The following is a 25,046-nucleotide window of genomic DNA, read 5'->3' on the forward strand; positions in this document are numbered from 1 at the left end:
GCCGGCGCGCCATCTGAAGAGGACGTTGCATGACCCTGCTTTCGTTGCCGACGCTCGACGACCTGCGTATCGAGCCGGGGCTGCCCACCGTCGTGTCGCCGCGCAGCGACGGCATGTCGCTCGACGAGCTCGCGCCGCTCGCGCGCGCGATCGCCGCCGACACGCTCGAGCGCGCGGGCGGCGTGCTGTTTACCGGCTTCCACGTGCCGTCGATCGACGCGTTCCAGCAGTTCGCGGCCGCGTTCGGCGATCCGCTGATCGGCTATGAATATGCGTCGACGCCGCGCAGCCAGGTCGAAGGCGCGGTGTATACGTCGACCGAATACCCGCCGCATCGCGCGATTCCGCTGCACAACGAGCAGTCGTATACGCGCGAATGGCCGCTGCGGATCTGGTTCCACTGCGCGCTCGCCGCGCCGAAGGGCGGTGCGACGCCGATCGCGGACAGCCGTGCGGTCTACCGCGCGCTCGATCCGGCGCTGGTCGCGCGCTTCGAGCAGCGCGAACTGCTGTACGTGCGCAACTTCGGGCAAGGGCTCGACCTGCCGTGGCAGCAGTCGTTCGGCACCGACGATCCGGCCGAGGTCGAGCGGATGTGCGCGGCGCGCGGCATTGAATGCGCATGGCGCACCGACGACGACGGCGAGTTGCTGCTGCGCACGCGCGAGCGCTGCCAGGCCGTCGCGCGTCACCCGCGCACCGGCGATCGCGTGTGGTTCAACCAGGCGAACCTGTTCCATCTGTCCGCGCTCGACGAAGACATGCAGGAAGCGCTCGTCGACGCGGTCGGCCTCGACAACGTGCCGCGCAACGTCTATTACGGCGACGGCGCACCGCTCGAGGCCGATGCGCTTGCAGAGATCCGCGGCGTGCTCGACCGTCAGCGCATCATGTTCCCGTGGCAGACGGGCGACGTGCTGATGCTCGACAACATGCTCACCGCGCATGCGCGCGATCCGTTCGAGGGGCCGCGCAAGGTCGTGGTCGCGATGGCGCAAAGCTACACGGTCCCGCGCGCGAGCGAGCGGAGGACCGATGACGCGTAGCACCGCCGCGCTGGCTGCGCGCGGGCTGACGGTAGGGTATCGCGACCATGTCGTGATCGACGGGCTCGACCTGTCGATCGCGGCCGGCCGCGTGACCGCGCTGTGCGGCCCGAACGGCTGCGGCAAGAGCACGCTGCTGCGCACGCTCGCAGGCCTGCAGCCCGCGCGCGCGGGGCACGTCGAAGTCGACGGCCGGCCGCTCGCGTCGTTTCGCCGTCGCGCGCTCGCGCGCGAGCTGACGATGCTCGCGCAGTTCAACCAGATTCCGTCGGGCCTCACGGTGCGCGAGCTCGTCGCGTACGGGCGCTACGCGTACGGCGGCTTCCTGCGCGGGCTGTCGCGCGCCGATCATGCGGCGATCGACGAGGCGCTCGCCACGAGCGGCCTTGCCGACGATGCGGGCCGCGACGTCGGTGCGCTGTCGGGCGGCGAGCGGCAGCGCGCGTGGATCGCGATGGCGCTTGCGCAGCAGGCGTCGATCGTGCTGCTCGACGAGCCGACGACCTATCTCGACATCCACCACCAGCTCGACATTCTCGACGCGCTGCGCACGCTGAACCGCACGCGCGGGCTGACGATCGTCTGGGTGCTGCACGACCTGAACCAGGCGGCCGCCTACAGCGACGAGATCGTGCTGATGCGTGCGGGCCGTCTCGTCGCGCAAGGCGCGCCCGATGCGATGCTCGATCCCGCGCGGTTGCGCGCGGCGTTCGGCGTCGAGATGCTGAAGCTCGCGCACCCGCAGACGGGCGCGCCAATGTGCGTGCCGGCCTACGGGCCGTCGGCTGCCGGCACGCCGCAGGCGGCCGGCGCGTTCGACCGGGATCTCGCCACATGACGACGTTTGCGATGCGCAAGCGCCTCGCGGCGGCGGGGCAGCGCGAAACGGCCGGTCGCGCGGGACGGATTGCGATCGGCCTGCTCGTGCTGATCGCGCTCGTCGCGGCCGTGCGGGTCGCGCCCGAGCTGCGTGCATGGTCGGCCGCCGCACCCGGCAGCGACGCCGCCGCGCTCGCGCATGTGTTCCTGTTCGACCTGAGCCTGCCGCGCGTCGCGGCCGCGCTCGTCGCGGGCGGTTGTCTCGGCATTGCGGGCGCGCTGTTCCAGTCGCTTACGCGCAATCCGCTCGCGTCGCCGGATCTGCTCGGCGTGACGGGCGGCGCCCAGCTCGGCCTGCTCGCGGCGATGCTCGTGCCCGCGCTGGCGGGCGTCGCGTCGGTGCCGCTGCTGTTCGTCTGCGGGCTCGCGGGCGCCGCCTGCGCGCTCGCCGCGGCCGGCGGCTGGCGCGCGACGCCGCTGCGGCTCGTGCTCGCGGGCAGTGTCTGCATGCTGCTGTTCGCGGCGCTGTCGACGCTCGTGCTCGCGTTCTTCGAGCAGAACATCGCGGGCGCCGCGTTGTGGACGAACGGCAGCCTTTATCAGCCGGGCGCGACGGGCCTGATGCTCGCCGCGCGCTGGCTCGTGCTGCCGCTGGCCGCGCTGCCGTTCGTGATCCGGCCGCTCGACCCGCTCGCGCTCGGCGACGATGCGGCCGCCGCGGCCGGCGTGCGCGTCGATGCGACGCGGCTTGCCGCGACGGTGGTCGCGGTTGCGTTCACGAGCGTGGCCGTCAGCATCGCGGGCCCGCTGTCGTATGTCGGGCTGGTCGCGCCGAACCTGCTGCGGCAGGTGCGCGGCGCGCGCGCGGCCCGGCTCGGCGCGCTGGTGCCGCTGTCGGCGCTCGCAGGCGGTGCGCTCGTGCTGGTCACCGACAGCGCGGTGCTGGCGTCGGGGCTCGACGCGACGCTGTCGACCGGCGTCGCGATCGCGCTGGTCGGCACGCCGCTGATGCTCGCGATGATCCGGCGCGGCGCCGCGTGGTCGGGCGTGCTGCATGCCGAAGCCGACCGGTCGGCCGCCGGCGGCTCGACGCGCCTCGTCGGCTGGCTCGAACGGCTCGGCTGGCCGCAGCGCACTGCGCTGTTCGTCGCGGCGGGTGCGCTGATCGTGCTCGCCGGCGTGTCGGCCGGCCCCGAATGGCTCGCGCCCGCGCGCTGGTTCGCCGCGCTGTCGGGCCACGATGCCGTCGCGCGGATGCTGATCGACCTGCGCATGCCGCGCCTGCTCTGCGCGCTGCTCGCCGGCGCGCTGCTGGCCGTCAGCGGCGTCGCGATGCAAAGCGTGGTGCGCAATCCGCTGGCCGGCCCCGAAGTGCTCGGCGTCACGCAGGGGGCGGGGCTCGTCACGCTGTTCGCGTTGTCGAGCTGGCCCCTGATGGGCCACCTGACGCTCGCGGCGGCCGCATTGATCGGCGGCGGAGTGTCGCTCGCGATCACACTCGCGCTGAATCACCGGCATCGCTACGCGCCGCTCGCGGTCGCGCTGACCGGCATCGTGATCGGCGCGCTATGGACCACGCTCGCGCAGTGGCTGATCACGCAGGAAAGCGTGCAGCCCGCGCGCTTCGTCGTATGGCTGGTCGGCGGCACCTACGGGCGCAGCTGGGGCGAGGTCTCGATGCTGCTGCCGTGGTGCGCGCTCGCGGTGCCCGTCTTCGCCTGGCTCGCGCAGCCGCTCGACATGCTCGCGCTCGGCGACGACCAGGCAGCCGCGCTCGGCCTGCCGGTCGCGGTGCTGCGACCGCTCGCGCTGACGATCGCGACGCTCGCCGCCTGTGCGGCCGTCGCGGCGGTCGGGCCGATCGGCTTCATCGGGCTGATGGCGCCGCATGTCGCGACGATGCTCGGCGCACGCCGGCACCGTACGCGGCTGTGGCTCGCGGCCGCGTGCGGCGCGCTGATCCTCGGCTGCGCGGATCTCGCGGCGCGCATGCTGGTCGCGCCGCGCGAAGTGCCGGCCGGCGTGCTGACCGCGCTGATCGGCGCGCCGTACCTGCTCGGCCTGCTGATCGTCGAGGCGCGCCGCGCGCGGCGCGTGGGGCGATGACGCCACCGTTCGACGGCGCGCGCGCCACCCGTTTCTCGCGCTTCGCGCCCGAGCCGTTCGCCGCGCATCTCGACGTCGTCTGGCTCGGCATGCCCGACGATGCGCGCGCGCCGGGCCGCGTCGTCGTGCCCGTCGGCGCGCTGCCGGATCACCGCGACGCGTTGCTCGACGCGATGGTGCGCCATTACGGCGGCGATCCGGCGCGGCACGCGCGCGCGCTGGTGTCGCAATGGAGCAAATACTATTTCGGCCGCGCGGCGCCGGCCGGCGTCGTCGCCGCGCTGACGCTCGGCCGGCCGCTCGACATGGCGCCCGAGCGCACCTTCGTCGCGCTCGACGACGGGATGCCCGCCGCGCTGTATTTCGCGCCGGACGCGCTCGGCGCGCCATGCGACGAGCCCGCGCGCCGCTATGCGGGCCTCGTCGCGCACCTCGGCGCGGTAATCGACCTGCTGGCGGCGATGGGCCGCGTGACGCCGCGCGTGCTGTGGAGCAACGCGGGCAACCTGCTCGATTTCCTGCTCGACAGCTGTCGCGCGCTGCCGTGCGCGGCCGATCCCGTGCGCGATGCGGACTGGCTGTTCGGTACGTCGTGCGTCGCCGGCGAGCCGAATCCGCTGCGCATGCCGGTGCGCGACGCGGTGCCGCGTTCGTCGCTGCTGCCGACGCCGTTTCGCGCGCGCCGCGTCTGCTGCCTGCGCTATGAAATTCCTGGAGAAACGCAACTGTGTGGAAGCTGTCCTCTGCTACTGACGATGGACGACGCGGCGCTGGCCGGGCAGGACGCGATCCGGTGACGGACGCGGGTCGCCGTCAAGCGCTCGCACGGCTCGCGGCGCTGGGCGCCGCGTGTTGCGGCGTATTCGCGGCGCCCGCGGCCGCCATCGCCGGCGACGTGAGCGGCGATGTGCGCGGCGGGCAGGGGGCGGCAACGCACGGCTTGTCGCTGGCCGGCAATCCGGTCGTGTCGCAGGCCAGCGCGACGATGCCGCTGCGGCCGCAGCGCGTGGTCGCGCTCGACTTCATGTTCGCGGAAAGCGTGGTCGCACTCGACCTGATTCCGGTCGGGATGGCCGACACCGCGTTCTATCCGGGCTGGCTCGGCTATCGGAGCGAGCGCCTCGCGCACGTGACCGACATCGGTTCGCGGCAGGAGCCGGGGCTCGAAGCGATCGCCGCGGTCCAGCCCGACCTGATCATCGGCGTCGGCTTCCGGCACGCGCCGATCTTCGCGGCGCTCGACCGGATCGCGCCGACCATCCTGTTCCAGTTCAGCCCGAACGTGTCCGAAGACGGCGTGCCCGTCACGCAGCTCGACTGGATGCGGCAGATCTTCCGCACGATCGGCGCGGTGACCGGGCGCGACGCGCGCGCGCGGACCGTCGAAGCGCAGCTCGACGCGGGGCTCGCGCGCAATGCCGCGCGCCTGTCGGCGGCCGGCCGCGCGGGCGAGCGCATCGCGCTGCTGCAGGAACTCGGCCTGCCCGACCGCTACTGGGCGTATACCGGCAACAGCACGGCCGCGGGTCTCGCGCGTGCGCTCGGTCTCGAGCCCTGGCCGAAAAAGCCGACGCGCGAAGGCACGCTCTACGTGACCTCGGCCGACCTGCTCACGCAGCGCGATCTCGCGATCCTGTTCGTGACCTCGACCGGGCTCGACGTGCCGCTTGCCGCCAAGCTCGATTCGCCGGTATGGCGTTTCGTGCCGGCATGGCAGCGGCACCGGATCGCGCTCGTCGAGCGCAATATCTGGGGGTTCGGCGGCCCGATGTCGGCGCTGAAACTGGCCGACGTGATGACCGATACGATGCTGAAGCTGCCGGTCGCACGGTGAGCGGCGGCGAAGCGTGAAACGAGGAGGAGGTTGAATCGGGCTTGCCGACAACGATCGCCGCAAGAGCCCGCGGGCCCGGCGATGCGGCTTCGGCCGTCGCGCACCGGTTTCCCGTCATCACACGGCAACGACACGGCCGGCCCGCCGCAACCGCGACGCGCCGGCCGTTTCCGTTTACGCGCTCAGCGCGCCGACGCCGTGTCGCGCATGCGCGGGCGTCGTATCGCTGACGATCCGTCCGTTCTCGAGCTTCAGCAGCCGGTCGGCCAGCCCGAAATAGCGATCGTCGTGCGTGATCACGATCACCGCCTTGCCGCGCGCGCGCAGCTCGGGCAGCAGCTGCTCGTAGAACACGGCCTTGAACGACGGGTCCTGGTCGGCCGCCCATTCGTCGAACAGGTAGAACGGCCGATCCTCCAGATACGCGACGACGAGCGCGAGCCGCTTGCGCTGTCCGGTCGACAGCGCGCGCGTCGAGAACGCGCCGTCGACGACCTTCACCTTGTGGTCGAGCGCGAGCTTCGCGACGAGCGTATTCGCGCGCGCATCGGCTTGCGCGCGATCCGGATCGTCTGGGTCGACGATGCCGATCAGCGCATCGAACAGATGGAAGTCGTTGAACACGGCGCTGAAGCGCTGCCGGTATGCGGCGCGCTCGCGCCAGCCGATCGCGCGGCCCTCGACCTCGATCGTGCCTTCCTCGGGTTCGTAGAGGCCGGTGAGCACCTTGGCGAGCGTGGTCTTGCCGCTGCCGTTGCCGCCGACGATGAACACCAGCTCGCCCGGCCTGATCGTCAGGTCGACCGGCCCGATGCGGAACATCCGCTCGTCGCGCTCGTGGAAATACGCATGCGTGACGCCGCGCAGCGTGACGGCGCCGGCCGGCGGCACGTCGGGCGCGTCGCTGGCCGGCGACACCGTGCGCAGCGCGCCGAATTCGGTCATCACGCCTTCGATGCGCGCGAGCGACACGCGCGCCGCATTGACGGTCGGCAGGTTGTTCAGCAGCCCGTCGAGCGGTACCAGCATGAACAGGAACACGACGACGTAGCCGGCGGCCGCGCCCGGATCGGCATGCACGCCGAGCTGCGGCCAGAACGACGCGACGCCGAGGAACACGTAGAACAGGAAGATGATCCAGCCCACGCCGACCGCGTACGCGCTGAATGCGCGGCGGCGATGGTCGCGCACTTCGCCGATCGCCGCGCCGAGCTGGCCGTCGACGAACTGGCGCGCGCGCGCGTCGTGCAGCTTCAGTTCCTTTGCACCGGAAAACAGCGCGCCGAGATAGCCGAACAGCCGGTCCTGCGCCTGGCCGGCCGCTTCGAGCGATGCGATCGCGCGGCGGTCGCCGGTGTGGTAGCCGAGCGAGCCCGCGATGATCGCGGCCAGCGCGAGCGCGCACACGGGCCACGACAGCCAGGCGAGATAGCCGAGACAGCCGAACACGATCGAGCCGTGCATCACGAGGTTCGGCAGCGCGAAGAACAGCATCGACACGTTGGTCGCGTCGTCGGTCAGCACCGACTGCACGGGCGCCGCGCCGATCCGCTCGATATCGCGCAGCTCTGCCGCGCCGACGCGCCGCGCGAGATGCACGCGCAGCCGCGCCATCGTGTCCTGCGACAGCCGCGCGAACAGCGTGCCGGACACGATCCGCGTGACGAGCGCGATCACCGCGCACAGCGCGAAGCGCCACGCGAGCGCGGCGTCGGCCGCGCCCGGCTGCGCGAGCGCGCGGTTCAGCGTCGCGACCAGCAGCACGCTCGCGATGCCGTTCAGCACGCACGCGACGAGCGCGAGCGTGAACGGCGCGCGGCTTTCGCGCAGCAGCGCGAGGATCAGGCGCGCCGCGGGGCGGGCGGGCGAGGCGTCGAGGGACGGCGGGGAAGGAGACTCGTGGGCAGCTGTCATCGGCAACGTCGGTCAATAAGAAGGTACGCAGAAACGTCGAAACGGTCGTGAAAGCGGCGAACGGGCCTGCGCCGCGGCGGCTTTCCTCCCTGATAGACGAACGGGCCGCGCAAATATTTAGCGGTGCGCCGGAAAACCCGCCGCGCGGGCCGTCGCCTCGGCGTCGAATGCAAAAAAGGTAAAAAATCGCGCGCGTCGTTCGTCACACCAGTGAAGCCGCCCAAGCGGCCCCGAGACTTGGCCGAAGCGGCCAGACCGAAGGACTTCACGCCATGACGAGTTTCCCGACTGCGCTGCACCACCGAATCCGCGAACAGGCGCGCCGTGCGCCCGATGCGCCCGCGCTCGCGGCGCCTTTCCAGAACGACCTGCGCCTGTCGCGCGGCGCGCTCGACGCACGCGCATCGCGGCTGGCGCGGCAACTGCGCGCGGCCGGCGTCGGTGCGGAAGTGCGGGTCGGTGTATGCGTCGAGCGCTCGTGCGAGCTGTTCGTCGCGCTGCTGGCCGTGCTGAAGGCGGGCGGCGTGTTCGTGCCGCTCGATCCGCGCCACCCGGCGGCCCGGCTCGACTGGATCGTCGCGGATGCGCAGCTGCGCCACGGCATCGTCGATGCGGCGGGCCGCGCCGCGCTCGGCGCGCCGTTCGAACACGCGTTCGACGTTACCGAACAGACGTCAGCCGCGCCGGACTTCGTCGACGATGAAGAAGACGCCGCCGTGCATCCGCGCGCGGCCGCCTACATGATCTATACGTCGGGCTCGACCGGCACGCCGAAGGCGGTGGTCGTCGAGCACGGGCCGCTCGCCGCGCATTGCGATGCGCTCGCCGCCGCACTGCCGATCGAGGCGGACGATCGGCTGCTGCATTTCGCGTCGGTCAACTTCGACGCGGCGCACGAATGCTGGCTGGCGCCGCTCGCGGTCGGCGCCAGCGTGACGATTGCGCCGCCGCAGCCGTTCGCGCCCGAGGGCGCGCATGCGCTGATGGTGCGAGAAGCGGTCAGCGTCGCCGCGTTTCCGCCGGCCTACCTGCGCGAATTCGCGGCCGTCGCCGCGCGCGACGGCGTGCCGCGCGCGCTGCGCGTGCTGGCGTTCGGCGGCGAGGCGCTGCCGCAGCAGGCATTCGAATTCGTGCGTCGAACGTTTCCTTCGGTACGCCTGATCAACGGTTACGGGCCGACCGAGGCCGTCATCTCGCCGATGCTGTGGCCGGTCGAACCGGGCGAGACGCCCGCGCTGGCTGCCGACGATGCGTATGCGTCGCTGCCGATCGGCCGCGCGATCGGCCCGCGCGTCGCGCGCATCGACGGTAAACGCGGCGCGGCAGGCGAACTGCTGCTCGGCGGCGTCTGTCTCGCGCGCGGCTATCACGGCCGCCCGGCGCTGACGGCCGAACGCTTCGTGCCGGACCCGCACGGCACGCCCGGCGCGCGCGTATACCGCACCGGCGATCTCGCGCGCCTGCGCGACGACGGTGCATTCGACTATCTCGGCCGGCTCGACGACCAGGTGCAGGTGCGCGGCGTGCGCGTCGAGCCTGCGGAAATCGCCGCATGCCTGCGCGCCCATCCGGCTGTCGCCGATGCGGCCGTGGTCGCCGAAACGGGCAATGGCCCGACGCGGCTGGTCGCCTGCGTCGTGCTGCATGACGCCGCCGACGATGCGGCGCTGAAGGCGCACGTGGCCGCGCAGTTGCCGGCCGCATGGCAACCGCACCGGTTCGAACGCTGCGATGCACTGCCGTATACGCTGAACGGCAAGCTCGACCGCGCCGCGCTGCGCGAACTGATCGCAACTCGGCGAGCCGCCGCGGCGAACGACGCGGCGCAACGCGCGGGCGACGCGGCGCGCACGCCGACCGAGCAGCAGCTCGCCGGCGTCTGGCAGACGCTGCTCGGTCTCGACGCCGCGCCGTCGCGCGACGATCGTTTCGTTGCGCTGGGCGCCGACTCGCTTGCCGTGATGCAGTTGCAGGCCGCGATCCGCGCAACCGCACGCGTGAATCTGCGACTCGATACGCTGTTCGCCGATCCGTCGCTGGCGGAACTGGCCGATACGGTCGACCGTGCCGAGCGCGAGACCGGCGAAACGCCGCACGTGATCGCCGCGCGTGGCCCTGCGGCCGATGCGTCCGCAGCGGCTGCGCCGCATGTCGATCGCACGGCGTCGCTCGCGCAGCAGCGTTTCTGGGTGCTCGCGCAGACGCGCGACGCTGGCGCCGCGTACCACATCGCCGCGCACTGGACGATCGACGGCGCGCTCGACCGCGCCGCGTTGCAGCGCGCGCTCGATCACGTGATCGAGCGGCATGAAGCCTGGCGCACGACGCTCGTCGACCATGACGACGGCATCGTGATGCAGCGGATCCACGCACATCTGCCGGTGACGATTGCCGACATCGACCTGCGCGACCGGCCGCCGGCCGCGCGCGACGCGGAGGCGACGCGCGTCGCCGAACGCGACGCGGGCGCACCGTTCGATCTGGCGCGCGGGCCGCTGGTGCGCGCGACGCTCGTTGCGCTCGCCGACGATCGCCATCGCCTGCTGCTGACCGCGCATCATGCGATCACCGACGGCTGGAGCTCGCGCTGCGCGTTCGACGAACTGTCGGCGGCCTATGGCGCGTTTGCGGAGGGGCGTGCGCCGTCGCTGCCCGGCCTGCCGATCCAGTATGCAGACTACGCGGACTGGCAGCGCGACCTGCTCGCGGGCGGCGAGGGCGAGCGCCAGCTCGACTACTGGCGCGCCGCGTTGCGCGACGTGCCGGGTCCGCTCGCGCTGCCGGTCGACCGACAGCCGCCCGCGACGCGCACGCTGCATGGCGCGCGCACCTCGATGCGCCTGCCCGATGCGGTCGCGACCGACGTGCGCCGGCTGGCGCGCGACGCGCGGGCCTCCGTCTTCACCGTGCTACTGGCCGCGCTCGACGCGTGGCTGTCACGGCTGACCGGCGAGACGGACCTCGTCGTCGCGGTGCCCGTCGCGCATCGCCAGCGTCCGGAAACGCGCGCGCTGCTCGGGCTGTTCCTCAACACGGTCGCACTGCGCGTGCGCGTCGCTTCGACGCTGCCGTTCCGCGCGCTGGTCGATGCGACGCGCACGGCCGTGCTCGACGCGATGACGCATCAGGACGTGCCGTTCGAGCGTGTCGTCGATGCGGTGAAACCGCCTGTGAAGCGCGGCGACGAATGGCTGCGCGTGAAATTCGCACAGCAGTTCGACGCGCGCCACGACAGCGTGCTGCCGGGCGCGACCGCGGTCGCGACGCCGGGGCCGGATCTCGCCGCGCGCTTCGATTTCGCGCTCGATTTCACCGACGATGCGAACGGCATCGAACTGGTCGCGGCCCATGCGACCGACTGCCTCGACGCCGAGACCGCGCGCGCCTGGCTCGACAGCTACGCGGCGCTGCTCGCATCGGCCGCGTGCGATCCGCAGTGCGCGACCGCTGCGCTGCCGTGCGACGCCGCGCCCGCATCGCGGCAGCCGCGCGACGGCCGCACGCTGCGCATCGAGCATGCGGACGTCGTTGCCGCGTTCGCGCGACAGGCGGCCGCGTATCCGCATCGCGTCGCGCTTGCCGATGCATCGACGTCGCTGAGCTTCGCCGAACTCGACGATGCATCGAACCGCGTCGCGCACGCGCTGCAATTGCGCGGTGCAAAGGCGGAAACACCCGTGATCGTCTGCGTCGAGCGGTCCGCGCGCTTCGTCGTCGGCCTGCTCGGCGCGCTGAAGGCCGGTGCGCTGGCCGTGCTGCTCGATCCGGCCCAGCCGGCCGCGCGGCTGGCCGCCGCCGCGTCGGACTGCGGCGCACGCCATGCGCTGGTGACCGACCCGGCCGGATGGCCGGCCGGCGCCGACACGCAGCCGCTCGAGCTCGACGCGCTGATGCAGGACGCCGCGCTCGCGCCGGCCGCCGGCGTGCGCGTCGCGCCGCATCCGGAGCAAGCCGCGTACCTGATCTACACGTCGGGCTCGACCGGCACGCCGAAGGGCGTCGTCGTGTCGCACGGCGCGCTGGCCGACTACGTGCAGGGCATGCTCGACGAACTCGCGTTCGCGCCCGACGCATCGTTCGCGATGGTGTCGACGGTCGCGGCCGACCTCGGTCACACGACGCTGTTCGGCGCGCTGTGCGCGGGCCGCACGCTGCATCTGCTGCCGGCGTCGTGCGCGTTCGATCCCGATGCGTTCGCCGATGAAATGCGCCGCCGCGAGGTCGGCGTGCTGAAGATCGTGCCGAGCCACCTGCAGGCGCTGCTCGACGCGCGCGCGCCGGCCGACGTGCTGCCGCGCCACGCGCTCGTGACGGGCGGCGAGACGCTGACCTGGGCGCTCGTCGCGCGGCTGGCCGCGCTCGCGCCCGCATGCCGCGTGATCAATCATTACGGACCGACCGAAGCGACGGTCGGCGCGCTCGCCTGCGACACGGCGTCGATCGCCGCCGGCCGACGCGATCCCGCAAGCGGCGTGCCGCTCGGCATGCCGCTGCCGAATGCGCGCGCGCTCGTGCTCGATGCGTTCGGCGCATGCGTGCCACCGGGCGCGACGGGCGAACTGTATCTCGGCGGCCCCGGCGTCGCGCGCGGCTACCTGAACCGGCCAGGACAGACGGCCGAACGCTTCGTGCCCGATCCGTTCGCGCGCGGCGCACGGCTGTACCGCACCGGCGATCGCGTGCGGCTGGGCGCGGACGGCCACATCGCCTTCCTCGGCCGCATCGACGACCAGGTGAAGATTCGCGGCTATCGCGTCGAGCCGGGCGAAGTGAGCGCGGCCGTGCGCGCGGCCGGCCCGATCGCCCAAGCCGAGACGCTGGCGATCGAACATGACGGCCGCCTGCGGCTCGCGACCTTCATCGTGATGCGCGACGGCGCGTCGTTCGACGAAGCCGGCATGCGCGCCGCGCTGGCCGCGACGCTGCCCGACTACATGGTTCCCGCGCAGTTCGTCGCGCTCGCGCGGCTGCCGGTGACCGCCAACGGCAAGATCGATCGCGCCGCGCTGCGCGCGCTGGCCGCCGCGCCGGTCGCGAGTGCGGCAGGCGACGCGCCGCAGGGTCCGGTCGAAACGGTGCTCGCCGACGTGTGGCAGGCCGTGCTGAAGGCGCCGCAGGTTGGTCGCGACGACAACTTCTTCGAGCTCGGCGGCGATTCGATCCTCGTGCTGCAGGTGATCGCCCGTGCGCGCAAGCGCGGCGTGCGCTTCACGCCGAAGCAGCTGTTCGACGGCCCGACGGTGGCCGAACTCGCACGCGTCGCGAAGACGGACGAGGCCGCCGCGCCGCAACCGGCGGCGGCCCAGGCTGCACCCGCTGACGTCGCCCGGATCCTGACGCCTGCCCAGCAGCGTTTCTTCGCGCTCGACGTGCCCCGTCCGGGCCACTGGAACCAGTCGGTCGCCTTCGACGTGCGCGGACCGTTCGACGCCGATGCGTTCGCACGCGCGTTCGACGCGCTGCTCGCTCATCACGACGCATTCCGCCAGCGCTTCACGCGCGACGCGAACGGCGCCTGGCAGGCAAGCGATGCCGCGCGGCCGCACGATGCGCTGCCGTTCGTCGAAGTCGCCGCGAGCGACGAAGCCGATGCGCTCGCGCGCTTCGACGCGTTGCAGCGCCGCCTCGATCTCGGTCGCGGCCCGCTCGCCTGCGCGTGCGCCGCACGGCTGCCGGACGGCTCGACGCGGCTCTACCTCGCGATCCACCATGCGATCGTCGATGGCGTGTCGTGGCGCATCCTGCTCGACGATCTCGACGCGGCCTATCGCGCCGCCGTCGAGCGCATGCCGATTCGCCTGTCGTCGCCGGGCCTGCGCGCCGACGCGTGGGCCGCACGTCTCGCGCGCGCCGCGACGGAGCCCGCATCGCCATTCGCGGCGGAACTCGCGTACTGGGCCGGCATGGCGTCGGGCGACGAGCTCGTGGCCGATCATCCCGACGCGCCGGCGACGAACGCCGACGCGGCCGTCGTCGTGCAGACGATCGACGCGGCGCTGACCCGCGCCGCGCTGACCGATGCGCATGCCGCGTATCGCACGCAGACGATCGAACTGTTGAGCGCGGCGCTCGCGCAGGCGCTGGCTGGCGCAAGCGGCGCCGCATCGTGCCGCCTCGAGCTGGAAGGGCACGGCCGCGAGGCGCTGTTCGACGACGCCGACGCGAGCCGCACGATCGGCTGGCTGACCAGCCATTACCCGGTGACGCTGCCGGTCGCGACGAACGCGCGCGACACGCTGTGCGCGATCAAGGACACGCTGCGCGCGGTCCCGCACAAAGGGCTCGGCTTCGGCGTGCTCGCGCATTACGGCGATGCGGCGACGCGCGCGGCGCTGGCCGCGGTGCCGCGCCCGCGCGTGACGTTCAACTATCTCGGCCAGTTCGACGCGCCGCGCGACGCGATGCTCGTCCCGCGTTTCGGCGGCGCCGGCGTCGAACGCGATCCGCAGGGGCCGCTCGGCAACACGCTCGCGATTCACGCGTATCTGGACACGGATCGCGACGGCGCACGCACGCTGAAAATGCACTGGGTATACGGCGCGCCGCAGTTCGAACGCACGACGATCGACGCGCTCGCCGCACGCTTCGCGGCCGCGCTGCGCGAACTCGTCGACGCCTGCGCATCGCGTATCGCACACCGTGGCGGCGGGGCGACGCCGGGCGACTTCCCGCTCGCGCGAGCCGCCGGCCTCACGCAGGCCGCGATCGAACGCACGCCGCTCGACTGGCGCACGATCGACGACGTGTATCCGCTGTCGCCGATGCAGCAGGGCATCCTGTTCCATGCGCTGTTCGCACCGGGCCAGGCGAGCTACGTGAACCAGCTCGTCGCGACCGCGACCGCGCTCGATGCCGACCGGCTCACCGCCGCGTTCGCGGCGTCGGTCGCGCGTCACGACATTCTGCGCACCAGCGTGATGCCCGACGAGGCCGCGCCGCTGCAATGCGTGCATCGCCATGCGCGGATGCCGGTCGAGCAGCTCGACTGGCGCACGCGCGGCGCGACGCTCGACGCCGACTTCGACGCGTGGCTCGCGGCCGATCGCGCGCGCGGCTTCGACTGGCGCGAGCCGCCGCTGATGCGGCTCACGCTGATCCGTGTGACGGACGACGCATGGCGGATCGTGTGGACGCGTCACCACGTGCTGCTCGACGGCTGGAGCACCGCGCGCCTGCTCGCCGACGTGCTGCGCGACTATCGCGACCCCGACGCCGTGTCGCCGTTCGCGAGCCGTCCGCCGCTGCGCTACCGCGATTTCATCGCGTGGCTCGGCACGCGCGATCGCGATGCGGACGAACGCTTCTGGACCCAACGGCTCGCGCGGCTGGACGCGCCGACGCTGATCGCCGAACGTGCGGCCGATCGCGCCGATACCGCCGTCGTCAGCTGGCGCGCGACGATCGACGCGGCCGCGACGGCACGCGTTGCACAAGCCGCGCGTGCACTGAAACTGACCGTCAACACGCTGGTGCAGGGCGCCTGGGCGCTCGCGCTGCAGCGGATGACGCACCAGCCGGCCGTCGCGTTCGGCGCGACCGTCGCGGGGCGCCCCGATGCGCTGCCGGACATCGACGCGGTGCTCGGCCTGTTCATCAACACCGTGCCGGTGATTACCGCGCCGGCGCCGCAGCAGCGCGCGGCCGACTGGCTGCAGGCGCTGCAGCGCGACAACGCGGCCGCCGCCGAGCATGCACACACGCCGCTCGCCGATATCCAGCGCTGGGCGCGCGGCGCCGGTGGCGCGCTGTTCGACACGCTGGTCGTGTTCGAGAACTATCCGGTCGACGACACGGCAGGCAACGGCGATCCGCGCGCGCTCGCGCTGAGCGACGTGCGCAGCATCGAGGCGACCGATTTCGCGCTGACGCTCGTGATCGAAAGCGGCGCCGAACTGACGATCGACTACGGCTACGACACCGCCCGCCTCGATGCGCGGCAGGTCGAGACCTGGCACCGCGCGTTCGCCTGCGCGCTCGACGCGCTGACGCGCACGCCGGACGCGCCGCTCGGGAGGCTGTCGATCGCCGATGCGGCCGCGCTCGACGCGCTGGCGCGCGTGCAGGACACCGCCTGCGACTGGCCCGAAGCCCAGCGGCAGCCGCTGCATCTGCAGTTCGTCGACGCCGCGCGCGCGACGCCCGACGCGATCGCGCTCGAATACGCGGACGCGCACGGCGGCGTGCATCGCGCGACCTATCGCGAACTCGACCTGCACACGTCGTGCGTCGCGGCCGCGCTGCGCCGTCGCGGCGTGCGGCCCGATACGCCGGTCGCGCTGTGCGTCGAGCGCTCGTTCGACATGGTGATCGCGCTCGTCGGCGTGCTGAAGGCGGGCGCCGCCTACCTGCCGGTCGATCCCGACTATCCGGCCGAGCGCATCGCGTACCTGCTGCGCGACGCGCGGCCGGCCGTCGCGATCACGCAGGCCCATCTGCGCGAGCAGGTCGAGGACGCGCTGGGCGACGGCGCATCAACGCAGCTGCTGACGGTGGCGGACCTGCTCGCCGACGGCGGCGACGTCATCGCGGCCGACGAGGCTTGCGCCGTCGCACCTGTCGACGCAGCCCAGCTCGCCTACCTGATCTACACGTCCGGCTCGACCGGCAAGCCGAAGGGCGCGGGCAACACGCATGGTGCGCTCGCAAACCGGATCGCGTGGATGCAGCACGCGTACCGGCTCACGCGCGACGACGTCGTGCTGCACAAGACGCCTTTCGGCTTCGACGTGTCGGTCTGGGAATTCGTGTGGCCGCTGGCCGTCGGCGCGAAGCTGGCGATCGCCGCGCCGGGCGACCATCGGGATCCGGCGCGCCTCGCGGCCGCGATCCACGCGCACGGCGTGACGGTGCTGCATTTCGTGCCGTCGATGCTTGCCGCGTTCGCCGCGCATCTCGACGCTTTCAACGCGGCCGCGCAATGCGACAGCGTCCGGCTGATCGTCGCGAGCGGCGAGGCGCTGGCGCCCGAGCTCGTCGCGAAACTCGCGCGGCTGCTGCCGAACGCGACGCTCGTGAACCTGTACGGGCCGACCGAAGCCGCGATCGACGTGTCGCACTGGACCTGCGGCCCGCACGATGTGCACGCGGCTGCGGTGCCGATCGGTCATCCGATCGCCAACCTGCAACTGCACGTGCTCGATGCCGCATGGCAGCCGGTGCCGGCGGGCGCGACCGGCGAACTGTATCTCGCCGGCGCGGGGCTCGCGCGCGGTTATCTCGGCCGGCCCGCGCTGACCGCCGAGCGCTTCGTGCCCGATCCGTTCGTGCCGGGCGCGCGCATGTACCGCACCGGCGATCTCGCGCGACGCCGCGCCGACGGCGCGCTCGATTATCTAGGCCGCGTCGACACGCAGGTGAAGCTGCGCGGCCAGCGGATCGAGCCGGGCGAGATCGAGGCGCTGCTGCGCGCGGCGCCCGGCGTGCACGACGCGGTCGTGATCGTGCGCGACGAACAGCTGATCGGCTATGTCGCGCGCGGCGACGCCGGCCCGCTCGACCGCGCCGCGCTGCTCGACGCCCTGCGCGCGCATCTGCCGGCCTACATGGTGCCGTCGCAACTGATCGAACTCGACGCGCTGCCCGTCACGCCGAACGGCAAGTGCGATCGCCATGCGCTGCCCGCGCCGGTGCGCAATACCACCGCGGCCGCCGAGCTCGCGACCGACACGGAACGTGCGCTCGCAGCGATCTGGCAGCGCGTGCTGCACGTGGACGCGATCGGCCGCGACGACGATTTCTTCCTGCTCGGCGGCCACTCGCTGCTCGCGACGCACGCGCATGCGCAGGCGAACCTGCACTGGGGGCTCGCGCTGCCGCTGCGCACGCTGTTCGATACGCGCACGCTGGCGCGCTGCGCGGCCGCGATCGATGCGGCCTGCGCGGCACGCGGCGCGACCGACGCGGCAAGCGCGATCGACGCGCTGCTCGGCGAACTGGAAACCCAATAAGGACCCCCGGATGACGAAGGCTCAACCCGACTGGCTCGCGCTCGCGACGCGCTTCGCGCAGCTGCCCGACGCGCAGCGCGCCGTCTTCATCGACAAGCTCGGCGCGGCCGGCATCGATTTTCGCGTGCTGCCGATTCCGCCGCGCGCGCCGCGCAGCGAACGCGTGCCGGCGTCGTTCGCGCAGACGCGGCTGTGGCTGCATGCGCGGCTGATCGACGCGCCGCACGCCTACCACATCACCGAGCGGCTCGCACTGACGGGCGCGCTCGACGCGCATGCGCTGCGCCTCGCGTGCGACGCGCTGATCGCGCGCCATGAAGCGTTGCGCACGACCTTCGACGAAGCCGACGACGGTGTCGCGCAGACCATCCATCCGCCGCTGCGCTGCCCATGGCGCGAGACCGATCTCGAAGCGCTGCCCGATGCGCAGCGCATCGCGCGCGCGGAGCACGTCGCGGCCGCCGACGAAGCCGAAGCGTTCGATCTCGGTGCCGCGCCGCTGCTGCGCGCGCACCTGATCCGCTTCGACGCGACGCATCACTGGCTCGCGCTGACGGTGCATCACATCGTGTCGGACGGCTGGTCGTCGGGCGTGATGCTCGACGAACTCGCGGCGTTCTATCGTGCATACACGACCGACCGGCCGGTGCCGCTCGCGCCGCTGCCGATCCAGTACGCGGATTACGCGCTGTGGCAGCGCCGCTGGCTCGATGCCGGCGAGCGCGAGCGCCAGCTCGCGTTCTGGCGCGAACGGCTCGACCCGCAGCGCGGCGTGCTGACCCTGCCGGGCGCGTCCGCGCGGCCGGCACGCCGCAGCGCGCGCGGTGCGCGTCACGGGTTTGCGCTCGATGCGCGGCTCGGTGCGCAGTTGCGCGCGTTCGCGGCCGCGTCGGGTGCGACGCCGTTCGCGGTGCTGCTCGCGGCGCTCGATGCGCTGCTCGCGCGCGCGACCGGCGACGCGCGGATCTGCGTCGGCGTACCGGCCGCGAACCGCGAGCGTGCGGAGACGGTCGATCTGATCGGCTTCTTCGTCAACACGCTCGCGATCGACGTCGACGTGCCGGCGAGCGGCGATTTCACATCGCTGGTCGAGCGCACGCAGCGCGCGCTCGTCGACGCGCAGATGCATCAGGACGTGCCGTTCGAGCAGGTCGTCGACGCGCTCGGCGTGCCGCGCAGCGCGAGCCACCATCCGCTGTTCCAGGTGATGGCCGCCTATGGCGTGCGCCGCGCGCTACCGGCATTCGGGGCCGCCGCGGCTGCGCTGCTGCCGTCGGGCACGCCGTCCGCGAAATTCGACCTGACGCTATCGATCGAAGCGACGCCGGACGGCGCGTTCGACGCCGCATTCATCTACGCGCTGGACCTGTTCGACGCCGACGCGATCGCGCGGCTGGCCGCGCGTTTCGTCACGCTGCTGGGCGATGCGCTGGCACGGCCCGGCACGCCGGTCGGCGACCTCGACTGGCTGCCGGACGCCGAGCGCACGCAATTGTTTGCCTGGAATGCGCCGGACGGTGCGGCCGACGCCGAACCGTTCGTGCCGGTGCATGCGCGCATCGCCGCGCATGCGCGGGCGCGCCCCGACGCGCGCGGCGTCGCCGACATCGACCGCGCGCTGACGCGCGGCGAAGTCGATGCGCGTGCGGCGCGGCTTGCGCGCCATCTGGTCGCGGCCGGCGTGCGGCCGGAAATGCGCGTCGGCGTCGCGCTGCAGCGCTCGGTCGACCTGCTGGTCGCGCTGATCGCGGTGCTGAAGTCGGGCGCCGCGTTCGTGCCGCTCGACCCGGCGCATCCGCGCGAACGGCTCGCGCAGATCGTCGACGATGCGCGCATCGCGCATGTGCTGACCGATCGCGCGAGCGCCGCGTCGCTGCCCGAGCTGCCCGGCCTGCGCGTGTGGCGCGCGGACGATCTCGACGCGCTCGACGAAGCGGCGCATGTCGCATTGCCGGACGTGCTGCCCGGCCACGCGGCCTATGCGATCTACACGTCGGGCTCGACCGGCAAGCCGAAGGGCGTGATCGTCGAGCACGCCGCGTTCGCGCGGCACTGCGCGGCGATCGCGCAACGCTACGGCGCGGGCGAACACGACGTGTTCCTGCTGTTCCAGTCGGTCAATTTCGACGGCGCGCACGAAGGCTGGTTTTCGCAATACATGTCGGGCGCCGCCGTGTCGGTGACGGCCGACGTGCTGTGGCCGCCCGCGCAGACCTGCGCGATGATGGTCCGCGACGGCGTGACGATGACCTACGTGCCGCCGGGCTGCGCCGCGCAGCTCGCCGAATGGGCGCTCACGCACGGTGCGCCGCCGACGCTGCGCTCGCTGACGGTCGGCGGCGAGGCGACCTCGCGCGAAGCGTTCGCGATGCTGCGCCGCGCGCTGCCGAACGTGCGCGTGGTGAACGGCTACGGCCCGACCGAGACGGTCATCACGCCGACGCTCTGGATGTTCCGTCCCGGCGACGATCTCGCGAAGCTCGGCGACGCCGCGTATCTGCCGATCGGCACGCTGGTCGGCGCGCGCACCGCGCACGTGCTCGACGCGCGGCTGCATCCGCTGCCGGTCGGCGTGATCGGCGAGCTGTATCTCGGCGGCGAGGGGATCGGCGTCGCGCGCGGCTATCTCGACCGTCCCGCGCTGACCGCCGAGCGTTTCGTGCCCGATCCGTACGGCGCGCCCGGCGCACGCCTGTATCGCACCGGCGACCTCGTGCGGCGTCGCGCGGACGGCGTGTTCGACTTCATCGGCCGCGTCGATCACCAGGTCAAGCTGCGCGGCCTGCGCATCGAGCTCGGCGAGATCGAGGCGCAGCTCGCCGCACGCGATGCGGTGCGCGAGGCGTGTGCAGTCGTGCACGGGCAGGGCGCACACGCGCAGCTGGTCGCCTATGTCGAATTGACCGACGACGCGCGCGCGGCCGCACAGTCGGTCGACGCGGCGACGCTCGACGCGCACCTGCGCCGCACGCTGCCCGACTACATGGTGCCCGCGCAACTGATCGTGCTCGATGCGCTGCCGCGCAACGCGAACAGCAAGGTCGACCGCGCGCGGCTGCCGGCGCCGGCGCGCATCGAACGCGCGTACGAAGTGCCGCTCGCAGGCGACGAAGCCGCGCTCGCGGCGATCTGGCGCGACGTGCTGAACGTCGAGCGCGTCGGTCGCGGCGATCACTTCTTCGATCTCGGCGGCCATTCGCTGGCCGCGGTGCGCGTCGCGACGCGCGTGGCCGAGCGGCTCGCCCGCGACGTGCCGGTGCGGGCGCTGTTCGAGGCGCCGGTGCTCGCGCAGTACACGCGGCGGGTCGCCGATGCGCCGCGCGCCGCGCAGTCGCGGGCGGCCGCGCCGGGCGTCGCGCGCGCGACACCCGACGCGCATGGCGTGTGGCCGCTGTCGCCCGCGCAGCTCGGACTCTGGTTCCTGTGGCGCGCGCAGCCGGACAGCGCCGCCTACAACATCCCGGTCGCGCTGCGCGTGCGGGGCGCACTCGACATCGACGCGCTGCGCGCCGCGTTTTCCGCCGCGGCGGCCGCGCATCCGGCGCTGCGTGCGCGGATCGTCGCGGGCCACGATGCGGGGCCGGGCCAGCGGATCGCCGCTCCGGCGCCGGTTGCGCTGCCGGTCGTCGATCTTTCCACGCAACCCGACGCGCTCGCACGTGCGCGCTCCCTGACCGACGAGGATGCGCTCGCGCCGTTCGATCTCGCCGCCGATGCGCCGCTGTGGCGCGCGCGCGTGCTGCGGCTCGGCGCGGACGATCACGTGCTGTCGGTGACGATTCATCACATCGTGTCGGATGGCGAATCGATCGAGCTGTGGCTCGACGCGATCCGTGCGCACTATGTCGCGCAGGTAGGCGGCCGCCTGGCGCCGGCATCCGAAGATGTGCCGCTCGTCTTGCCCGCGCCGTGCGATCCGGCGCGCATCGCCTACTGGCGCGACGCGCTTGCCGATCTGCCGGCGCGCCTGCTGCCGCAGCGCGCCGACGCGCCGGCCGTGCCGCAATGGCGCGCATCGCGCATCGCATTCGAGTTCGACGCGACGCTGATCCGCGGCGCACGCGACGCCGCGTCGGCCGCGCATGCGACGCTGCCGATGCTGCTGCACGCGGCGCTGAACACCGCGCTGTTCCGCATGACGGGCGAAACCGACCAGCCGGTCGGCGTGCTCGCGTCGACGCGCGAACTGACCGGCGACGCGGCGCGCGACGCGCTCGGCCTGTTCATCAACGCGGTGGTCGTGCGCACGCGGCTCGACGCCGCGGCGCGCCGCGCGGACGTGCTCGCGCAGGTGCGCGACACGGCGCTGGCCGCCTATGCGCATGCCGACGTGCCGTTCGCCGACGTGGTCGCGGCGTTGCGCGCGCCGCGTGCCGCGCAGGCCAATCCGCTGTTCCAGGTGATGTTCAACTACCTGCGGCCGAGCGGGGCGGCCGCGCGCGACTGGGCCGGCCTGTCGCTCGCCGGCTTCGACGACGTGCGTCATCGCGTCGTGTTCACGCTGGAGCTGGACGTCGTCGAGCATCCGGACGGCCGCGTCGGCGCGGCGTTTTCCTATGCGGACGAACTGCTCGACGGCGGCTTCGTCGATACGCTCGTCGAGCTTTACCACGACGAGGTCGCGCGCTTCGCCGGCGCGTCGGAAGCAGCGCTCGGCGCGCCCGATGCGCGGCTTGTCGCGCGGTCGGCCCAGGTCGCGCCCGCCGCTGCGCCGACGCCGGCACGGTCGCCGCGTGCGGCGGCCGCGCTCGCCGCGCTGTGGTCGGACACGTTCGCGGCGGCTGCGCCGCCGCCCGACACGAACCTGTTCGAAGCCGGCGCGACCTCGTTCGACGTCGTGCGCTTCGTCGATGCGGCCTGCCGCGCTGGTCACATGCTGACGATCGCCGACGTGTTCGCGTCGCCGACGCTCGCGGCGCTCGGCGCTCGGCTCGACGAGGGCGTGCACACAGAAGCGGAGGTGCGTCATGCTGGCTGAAGTGCGCCCGGACGGATTCACGATGCCCGATACCTGCCGCCTCGCGTTCGCGGATGGTTTGCTCGCGGCGCGCGACGGCGCGGAGATCCGCGTGGCGCAAGGCGACGGCATCGGTGCGCAGTTGCTGCGCGCGCAACTCGCCGACGACGGCACGCTGCGCGTCGTCGCCTACAACCATCGCGCGGCGCCGGCCGACCAGCGGCGCGCGCTGCTGGCCGCGCTGTCCGCGGCGTTCTCGGACGACGCGAAACGCGCGGCGATCCGCCTCGACCTGGCCGCGTGGCCGGCGGTCGCGCTCGATGCGCTGCGCGCGAGCGGCGTGCTCGGCGACGGCGGCCGCTGCATGCGCGAGGGCTGGGCGCAGCAGGCCGATCTGTGGCTCGTCGACGCGCGGCCGCCGTGCGCGACGCTGCAGACGCTGACCGACGGGCGCCGCCATCCGCGCCGTCCGCCCGCGCCGCGCGGCGACGTCTACGCGCGCGACCTGCCGGCGCTCGGCGTGCGCTTCACGCTGCGCGGCTGGCAGCCAGACGAGGACGCCGCGCGCGTCGCGCGCTGGTTCGACGAGCCGCGCGTGCGCGACGGCTGGACCGCCGCGCAGCCCGGCACGCCCGACGCCGATCCGCACCTGACGCCGCTCGTCGGCTGCTTCGACGGCGAGCCGTTCGCGTATTTCGACGCGTTCTGGCTGAAGGAGGATCCGCTCGCGCCGCACGTCGCGGCGCGCGACTACGACCGCGGGCTGCGGATGCTGGTCGGCGAGCCGCGCTGGCGCGGCCCGCATTGCGTCGCCGGCTGGCTGCCGTGCGTCGTCCATTACCTGTTTCTCGACGATCCGCGCACCGAAGCGGTCGGCTGCGCCGTGCCGGCCGGCCACGCGCGGCTCGCCGACTATCTCGCGCGGCACGGCTTCGCGCGGCAGCGCCGGCTCGTACTGGCCGACGCGCAGCCGCTGTGGATGCGCACGCTGCGCGAGACGTTCTTCACCGGCCGTCACGTCTGACGGGCCGGTTTCACCGACAAGGGAGCTGAGACATGCAGAGAGAAACCGTATTCGACCTGATCGGCGTCGGCTTCGGGCCGTCGAATCTGGCGCTGGCCGTGCGCCTCGCGGAGCGCAGCGGCACGCGCGCGCTCGCGCATTGCTTCGTCGAGCAGCAGCCGGAATTCGGCTGGCATCGCGGCATGCTGCTCGACGACTGCCGGATGCAGATTTCGTTTCTGAAGGATCTCGTCACGATGCGCGATCCGACCAGCCGCTACACGTTCATCAACTACCTGTTCGAGCGCGGCCGGCTGAACGAATTCGTCAACCTGAAGAACTTCTATCCGACCCGCGTCGAGTTCCACGACTACCTGAGCTGGGTCGCCAATGCGTTCGACGACCAGGTCCATTACGGCGAGACCGTCACCGCGATCGAGCCGGTGCGCGGCAGCGGCGCACGCATCGACGCGCTGCGCGTGCTGTCGCGCGACGCCGCCGGGCACGAGCGCCAGCGCGTCACGCGCGCGCTGTCGGTCGGCGTCGGCGGCACGCCCGCGATTCCCGACGCGTTCGCCGCGCTCGGCCGCGATCGCGTGATCCACTCGTCGTCGTACCTGAACGACATCGGCCGGCTCGTCGCCGCCCCGGACGGCGAACGCCGCCGCGTCGCGGTAATCGGCGCGGGGCAGAGCGCGGCCGAGGTGTTCGTCGATCTGGCGCGCCGCTTCCCGCATGTCGACGCCAGCCTCGTGATGCGCGCCGGCGCGCTGAAACCGGCCGACGACAGCCCGTTCGTCAACGAGATCTTCAGCCCGGCCTTCACCGACGTCGTCTATGCGCAGCCGCACGACGCGCGGCGCGCGCTGCTCGAACGCTACCGCGACACCAACTACGCGGTGGTCGACCGGCCGCTGATCGAGCAGATCTACGAAATGCTGTACCTGCAGCGCATCGACGGCACGCCGCGCCATGCGCTGCTCGCGAACAGCGCGATCGAGGCCGCGGCGCGCAGCGCCGACGGCCGCATCGAGCTGACGCTGCGCGACCGGATGAGCGGCGACGTGCGCACCGAACGCTTCGACGCGCTGGTGCTCGCGACCGGCTACCGGCGCGACACGCATGCCGCGCTGCTCGAAGGGCTCGCGCCGCATCTCGGCGATGCGCTGCTGCGCGGCGACGTCACGCGCGACTACCTGCTCGCGACGCCCGAGCATTTCGCACCGCGCATCTACCTGCAGGGCTGCTGCGAGGACAGCCACGGCCTGTCCGACACGCTGCTGTCGGTACTGGCGCGCCGCGCGGACGAGATCTGCGCGTCGCTCGAAGGCGGGATCGCGCCCGTGCAGGACGACGGCGCGGCGCACGCACGACACGAAAACGGGGTGAGCGCGGGCCGCATGGCTTTCGCTCTTTGACA

The 25,046-nt window shown here is 72.7% G+C and carries 10 protein-coding genes; 9 read left to right on the plus strand and 1 reads right to left on the minus strand.

Annotation, left to right across the window (positions count from 1 at the left end; translation table 11 throughout):
* Nucleotides 1-29: 29 nt before the first annotated feature.
* The 5 genes from WS57_RS26710 to WS57_RS26730 are packed head-to-tail and all read left to right on the plus strand — an operon-like array spanning nucleotide 30 to nucleotide 5,805.
* The gene (locus tag WS57_RS26710) at nucleotides 30-1,046 is read left to right on the plus strand and encodes a TauD/TfdA family dioxygenase (protein ID WP_069245072.1); all 1,017 of its coding nucleotides are present in this window, start codon (nucleotides 30-32) and stop codon (nucleotides 1,044-1,046) included.
* The gene (locus WS57_RS26715; RefSeq protein ID WP_059519485.1) at nucleotides 1,036-1,884 is read left to right on the plus strand and encodes an ABC transporter ATP-binding protein; all 849 of its coding nucleotides are present in this window, start codon (nucleotides 1,036-1,038) and stop codon (nucleotides 1,882-1,884) included. The genes WS57_RS26710 and WS57_RS26715 overlap by 11 nt, the downstream gene beginning before the upstream one ends.
* Nucleotides 1,881-3,971, plus strand: a complete 2,091-nt coding sequence (gene fhuB / locus WS57_RS26720) for a Fe(3+)-hydroxamate ABC transporter permease FhuB (protein ID WP_069245073.1) — start codon at nucleotides 1,881-1,883, stop codon at nucleotides 3,969-3,971. Before WS57_RS26715 ends, fhuB begins: the two co-directional genes overlap by 4 nt.
* On the plus strand, nucleotides 3,968-4,768 hold the full coding sequence (gene fhuF / locus WS57_RS26725) for a siderophore-iron reductase FhuF (protein ID WP_069245074.1): 801 nt from the start codon (nucleotides 3,968-3,970) through the stop codon (nucleotides 4,766-4,768). Before fhuB ends, fhuF begins: the two co-directional genes overlap by 4 nt.
* The gene (locus tag WS57_RS26730; RefSeq protein WP_069245075.1) at nucleotides 4,765-5,805 is read left to right on the plus strand and encodes an ABC transporter substrate-binding protein; all 1,041 of its coding nucleotides are present in this window, start codon (nucleotides 4,765-4,767) and stop codon (nucleotides 5,803-5,805) included. Before fhuF ends, WS57_RS26730 begins: the two co-directional genes overlap by 4 nt.
* A gap of 174 nt (nucleotides 5,806-5,979) precedes the next feature.
* On the opposite strand, the gene WS57_RS26735 is transcribed toward WS57_RS26730, so the two are convergent.
* Nucleotides 5,980-7,719: a cyclic peptide export ABC transporter gene (locus WS57_RS26735; protein ID WP_059519476.1), complete on the minus strand. Its 1,740-nt coding sequence runs from the start codon at nucleotides 7,717-7,719 to the stop codon at nucleotides 5,980-5,982.
* A gap of 272 nt (nucleotides 7,720-7,991) precedes the next feature.
* Here WS57_RS26735 and WS57_RS26740 point away from each other — a divergent pair, with 272 nt between their 5' ends.
* The 4 genes from WS57_RS26740 to WS57_RS26755 are packed head-to-tail and all read left to right on the plus strand — an operon-like array spanning nucleotide 7,992 to nucleotide 25,044.
* Complete coding sequence (locus tag WS57_RS26740) at nucleotides 7,992-17,666, plus strand: non-ribosomal peptide synthetase (protein WP_069245076.1); 9,675 nt, start codon at nucleotides 7,992-7,994, stop codon at nucleotides 17,664-17,666.
* 10 nt (nucleotides 17,667-17,676) lie between these two features.
* Nucleotides 17,677-22,644 (plus strand): non-ribosomal peptide synthetase, encoded by a 4,968-nt coding sequence (locus tag WS57_RS26745; RefSeq protein WP_069245491.1) that lies wholly within the window; start codon nucleotides 17,677-17,679, stop codon nucleotides 22,642-22,644.
* On the plus strand, nucleotides 22,634-23,647 hold the full coding sequence (locus tag WS57_RS26750; RefSeq protein ID WP_069245077.1) for a GNAT family N-acetyltransferase: 1,014 nt from the start codon (nucleotides 22,634-22,636) through the stop codon (nucleotides 23,645-23,647). The genes WS57_RS26745 and WS57_RS26750 overlap by 11 nt, the downstream gene beginning before the upstream one ends.
* A gap of 32 nt (nucleotides 23,648-23,679) precedes the next feature.
* Entirely contained in the window at nucleotides 23,680-25,044 is a 1,365-nt protein-coding gene (locus WS57_RS26755; RefSeq protein WP_069245078.1) for a lysine N(6)-hydroxylase/L-ornithine N(5)-oxygenase family protein, read from the plus strand.
* The last annotated feature ends 2 nt before the right edge of the window (nucleotides 25,045-25,046 follow it).

The sequence above is a fragment of the Burkholderia pseudomultivorans genome (genome assembly GCF_001718415.1).
GTDB lineage: Bacteria > Pseudomonadota > Gammaproteobacteria > Burkholderiales > Burkholderiaceae > Burkholderia > Burkholderia pseudomultivorans_A.

Excerpts from the sequence above, each read along its gene's own strand:
- WS57_RS26710 (WP_069245072.1), top strand. The coding sequence starts at position 30 with ATGACCCTGCTTTCGTTGCCGACGCTCGACGACCTGCGTATCGAGCCG.
- WS57_RS26715 (WP_059519485.1), top strand. The coding sequence starts at position 1,036 with ATGACGCGTAGCACCGCCGCGCTGGCTGCGCGCGGGCTGACGGTAGGG.
- fhuB (WP_069245073.1), top strand. The coding sequence starts at position 1,881 with ATGACGACGTTTGCGATGCGCAAGCGCCTCGCGGCGGCGGGGCAGCGC.
- fhuF (WP_069245074.1), top strand. The coding sequence starts at position 3,968 with ATGACGCCACCGTTCGACGGCGCGCGCGCCACCCGTTTCTCGCGCTTC.
- WS57_RS26735 (WP_059519476.1), bottom strand. The coding sequence starts at position 7,719 with ATGACAGCTGCCCACGAGTCTCCTTCCCCGCCGTCCCTCGACGCCTCG.
- WS57_RS26740 (WP_069245076.1), top strand. The coding sequence starts at position 7,992 with ATGACGAGTTTCCCGACTGCGCTGCACCACCGAATCCGCGAACAGGCG.
- WS57_RS26745 (WP_069245491.1), top strand. The coding sequence starts at position 17,677 with ATGACGAAGGCTCAACCCGACTGGCTCGCGCTCGCGACGCGCTTCGCG.
- WS57_RS26750 (WP_069245077.1), top strand. The coding sequence starts at position 22,634 with ATGCTGGCTGAAGTGCGCCCGGACGGATTCACGATGCCCGATACCTGC.
- WS57_RS26755 (WP_069245078.1), top strand. The coding sequence starts at position 23,680 with ATGCAGAGAGAAACCGTATTCGACCTGATCGGCGTCGGCTTCGGGCCG.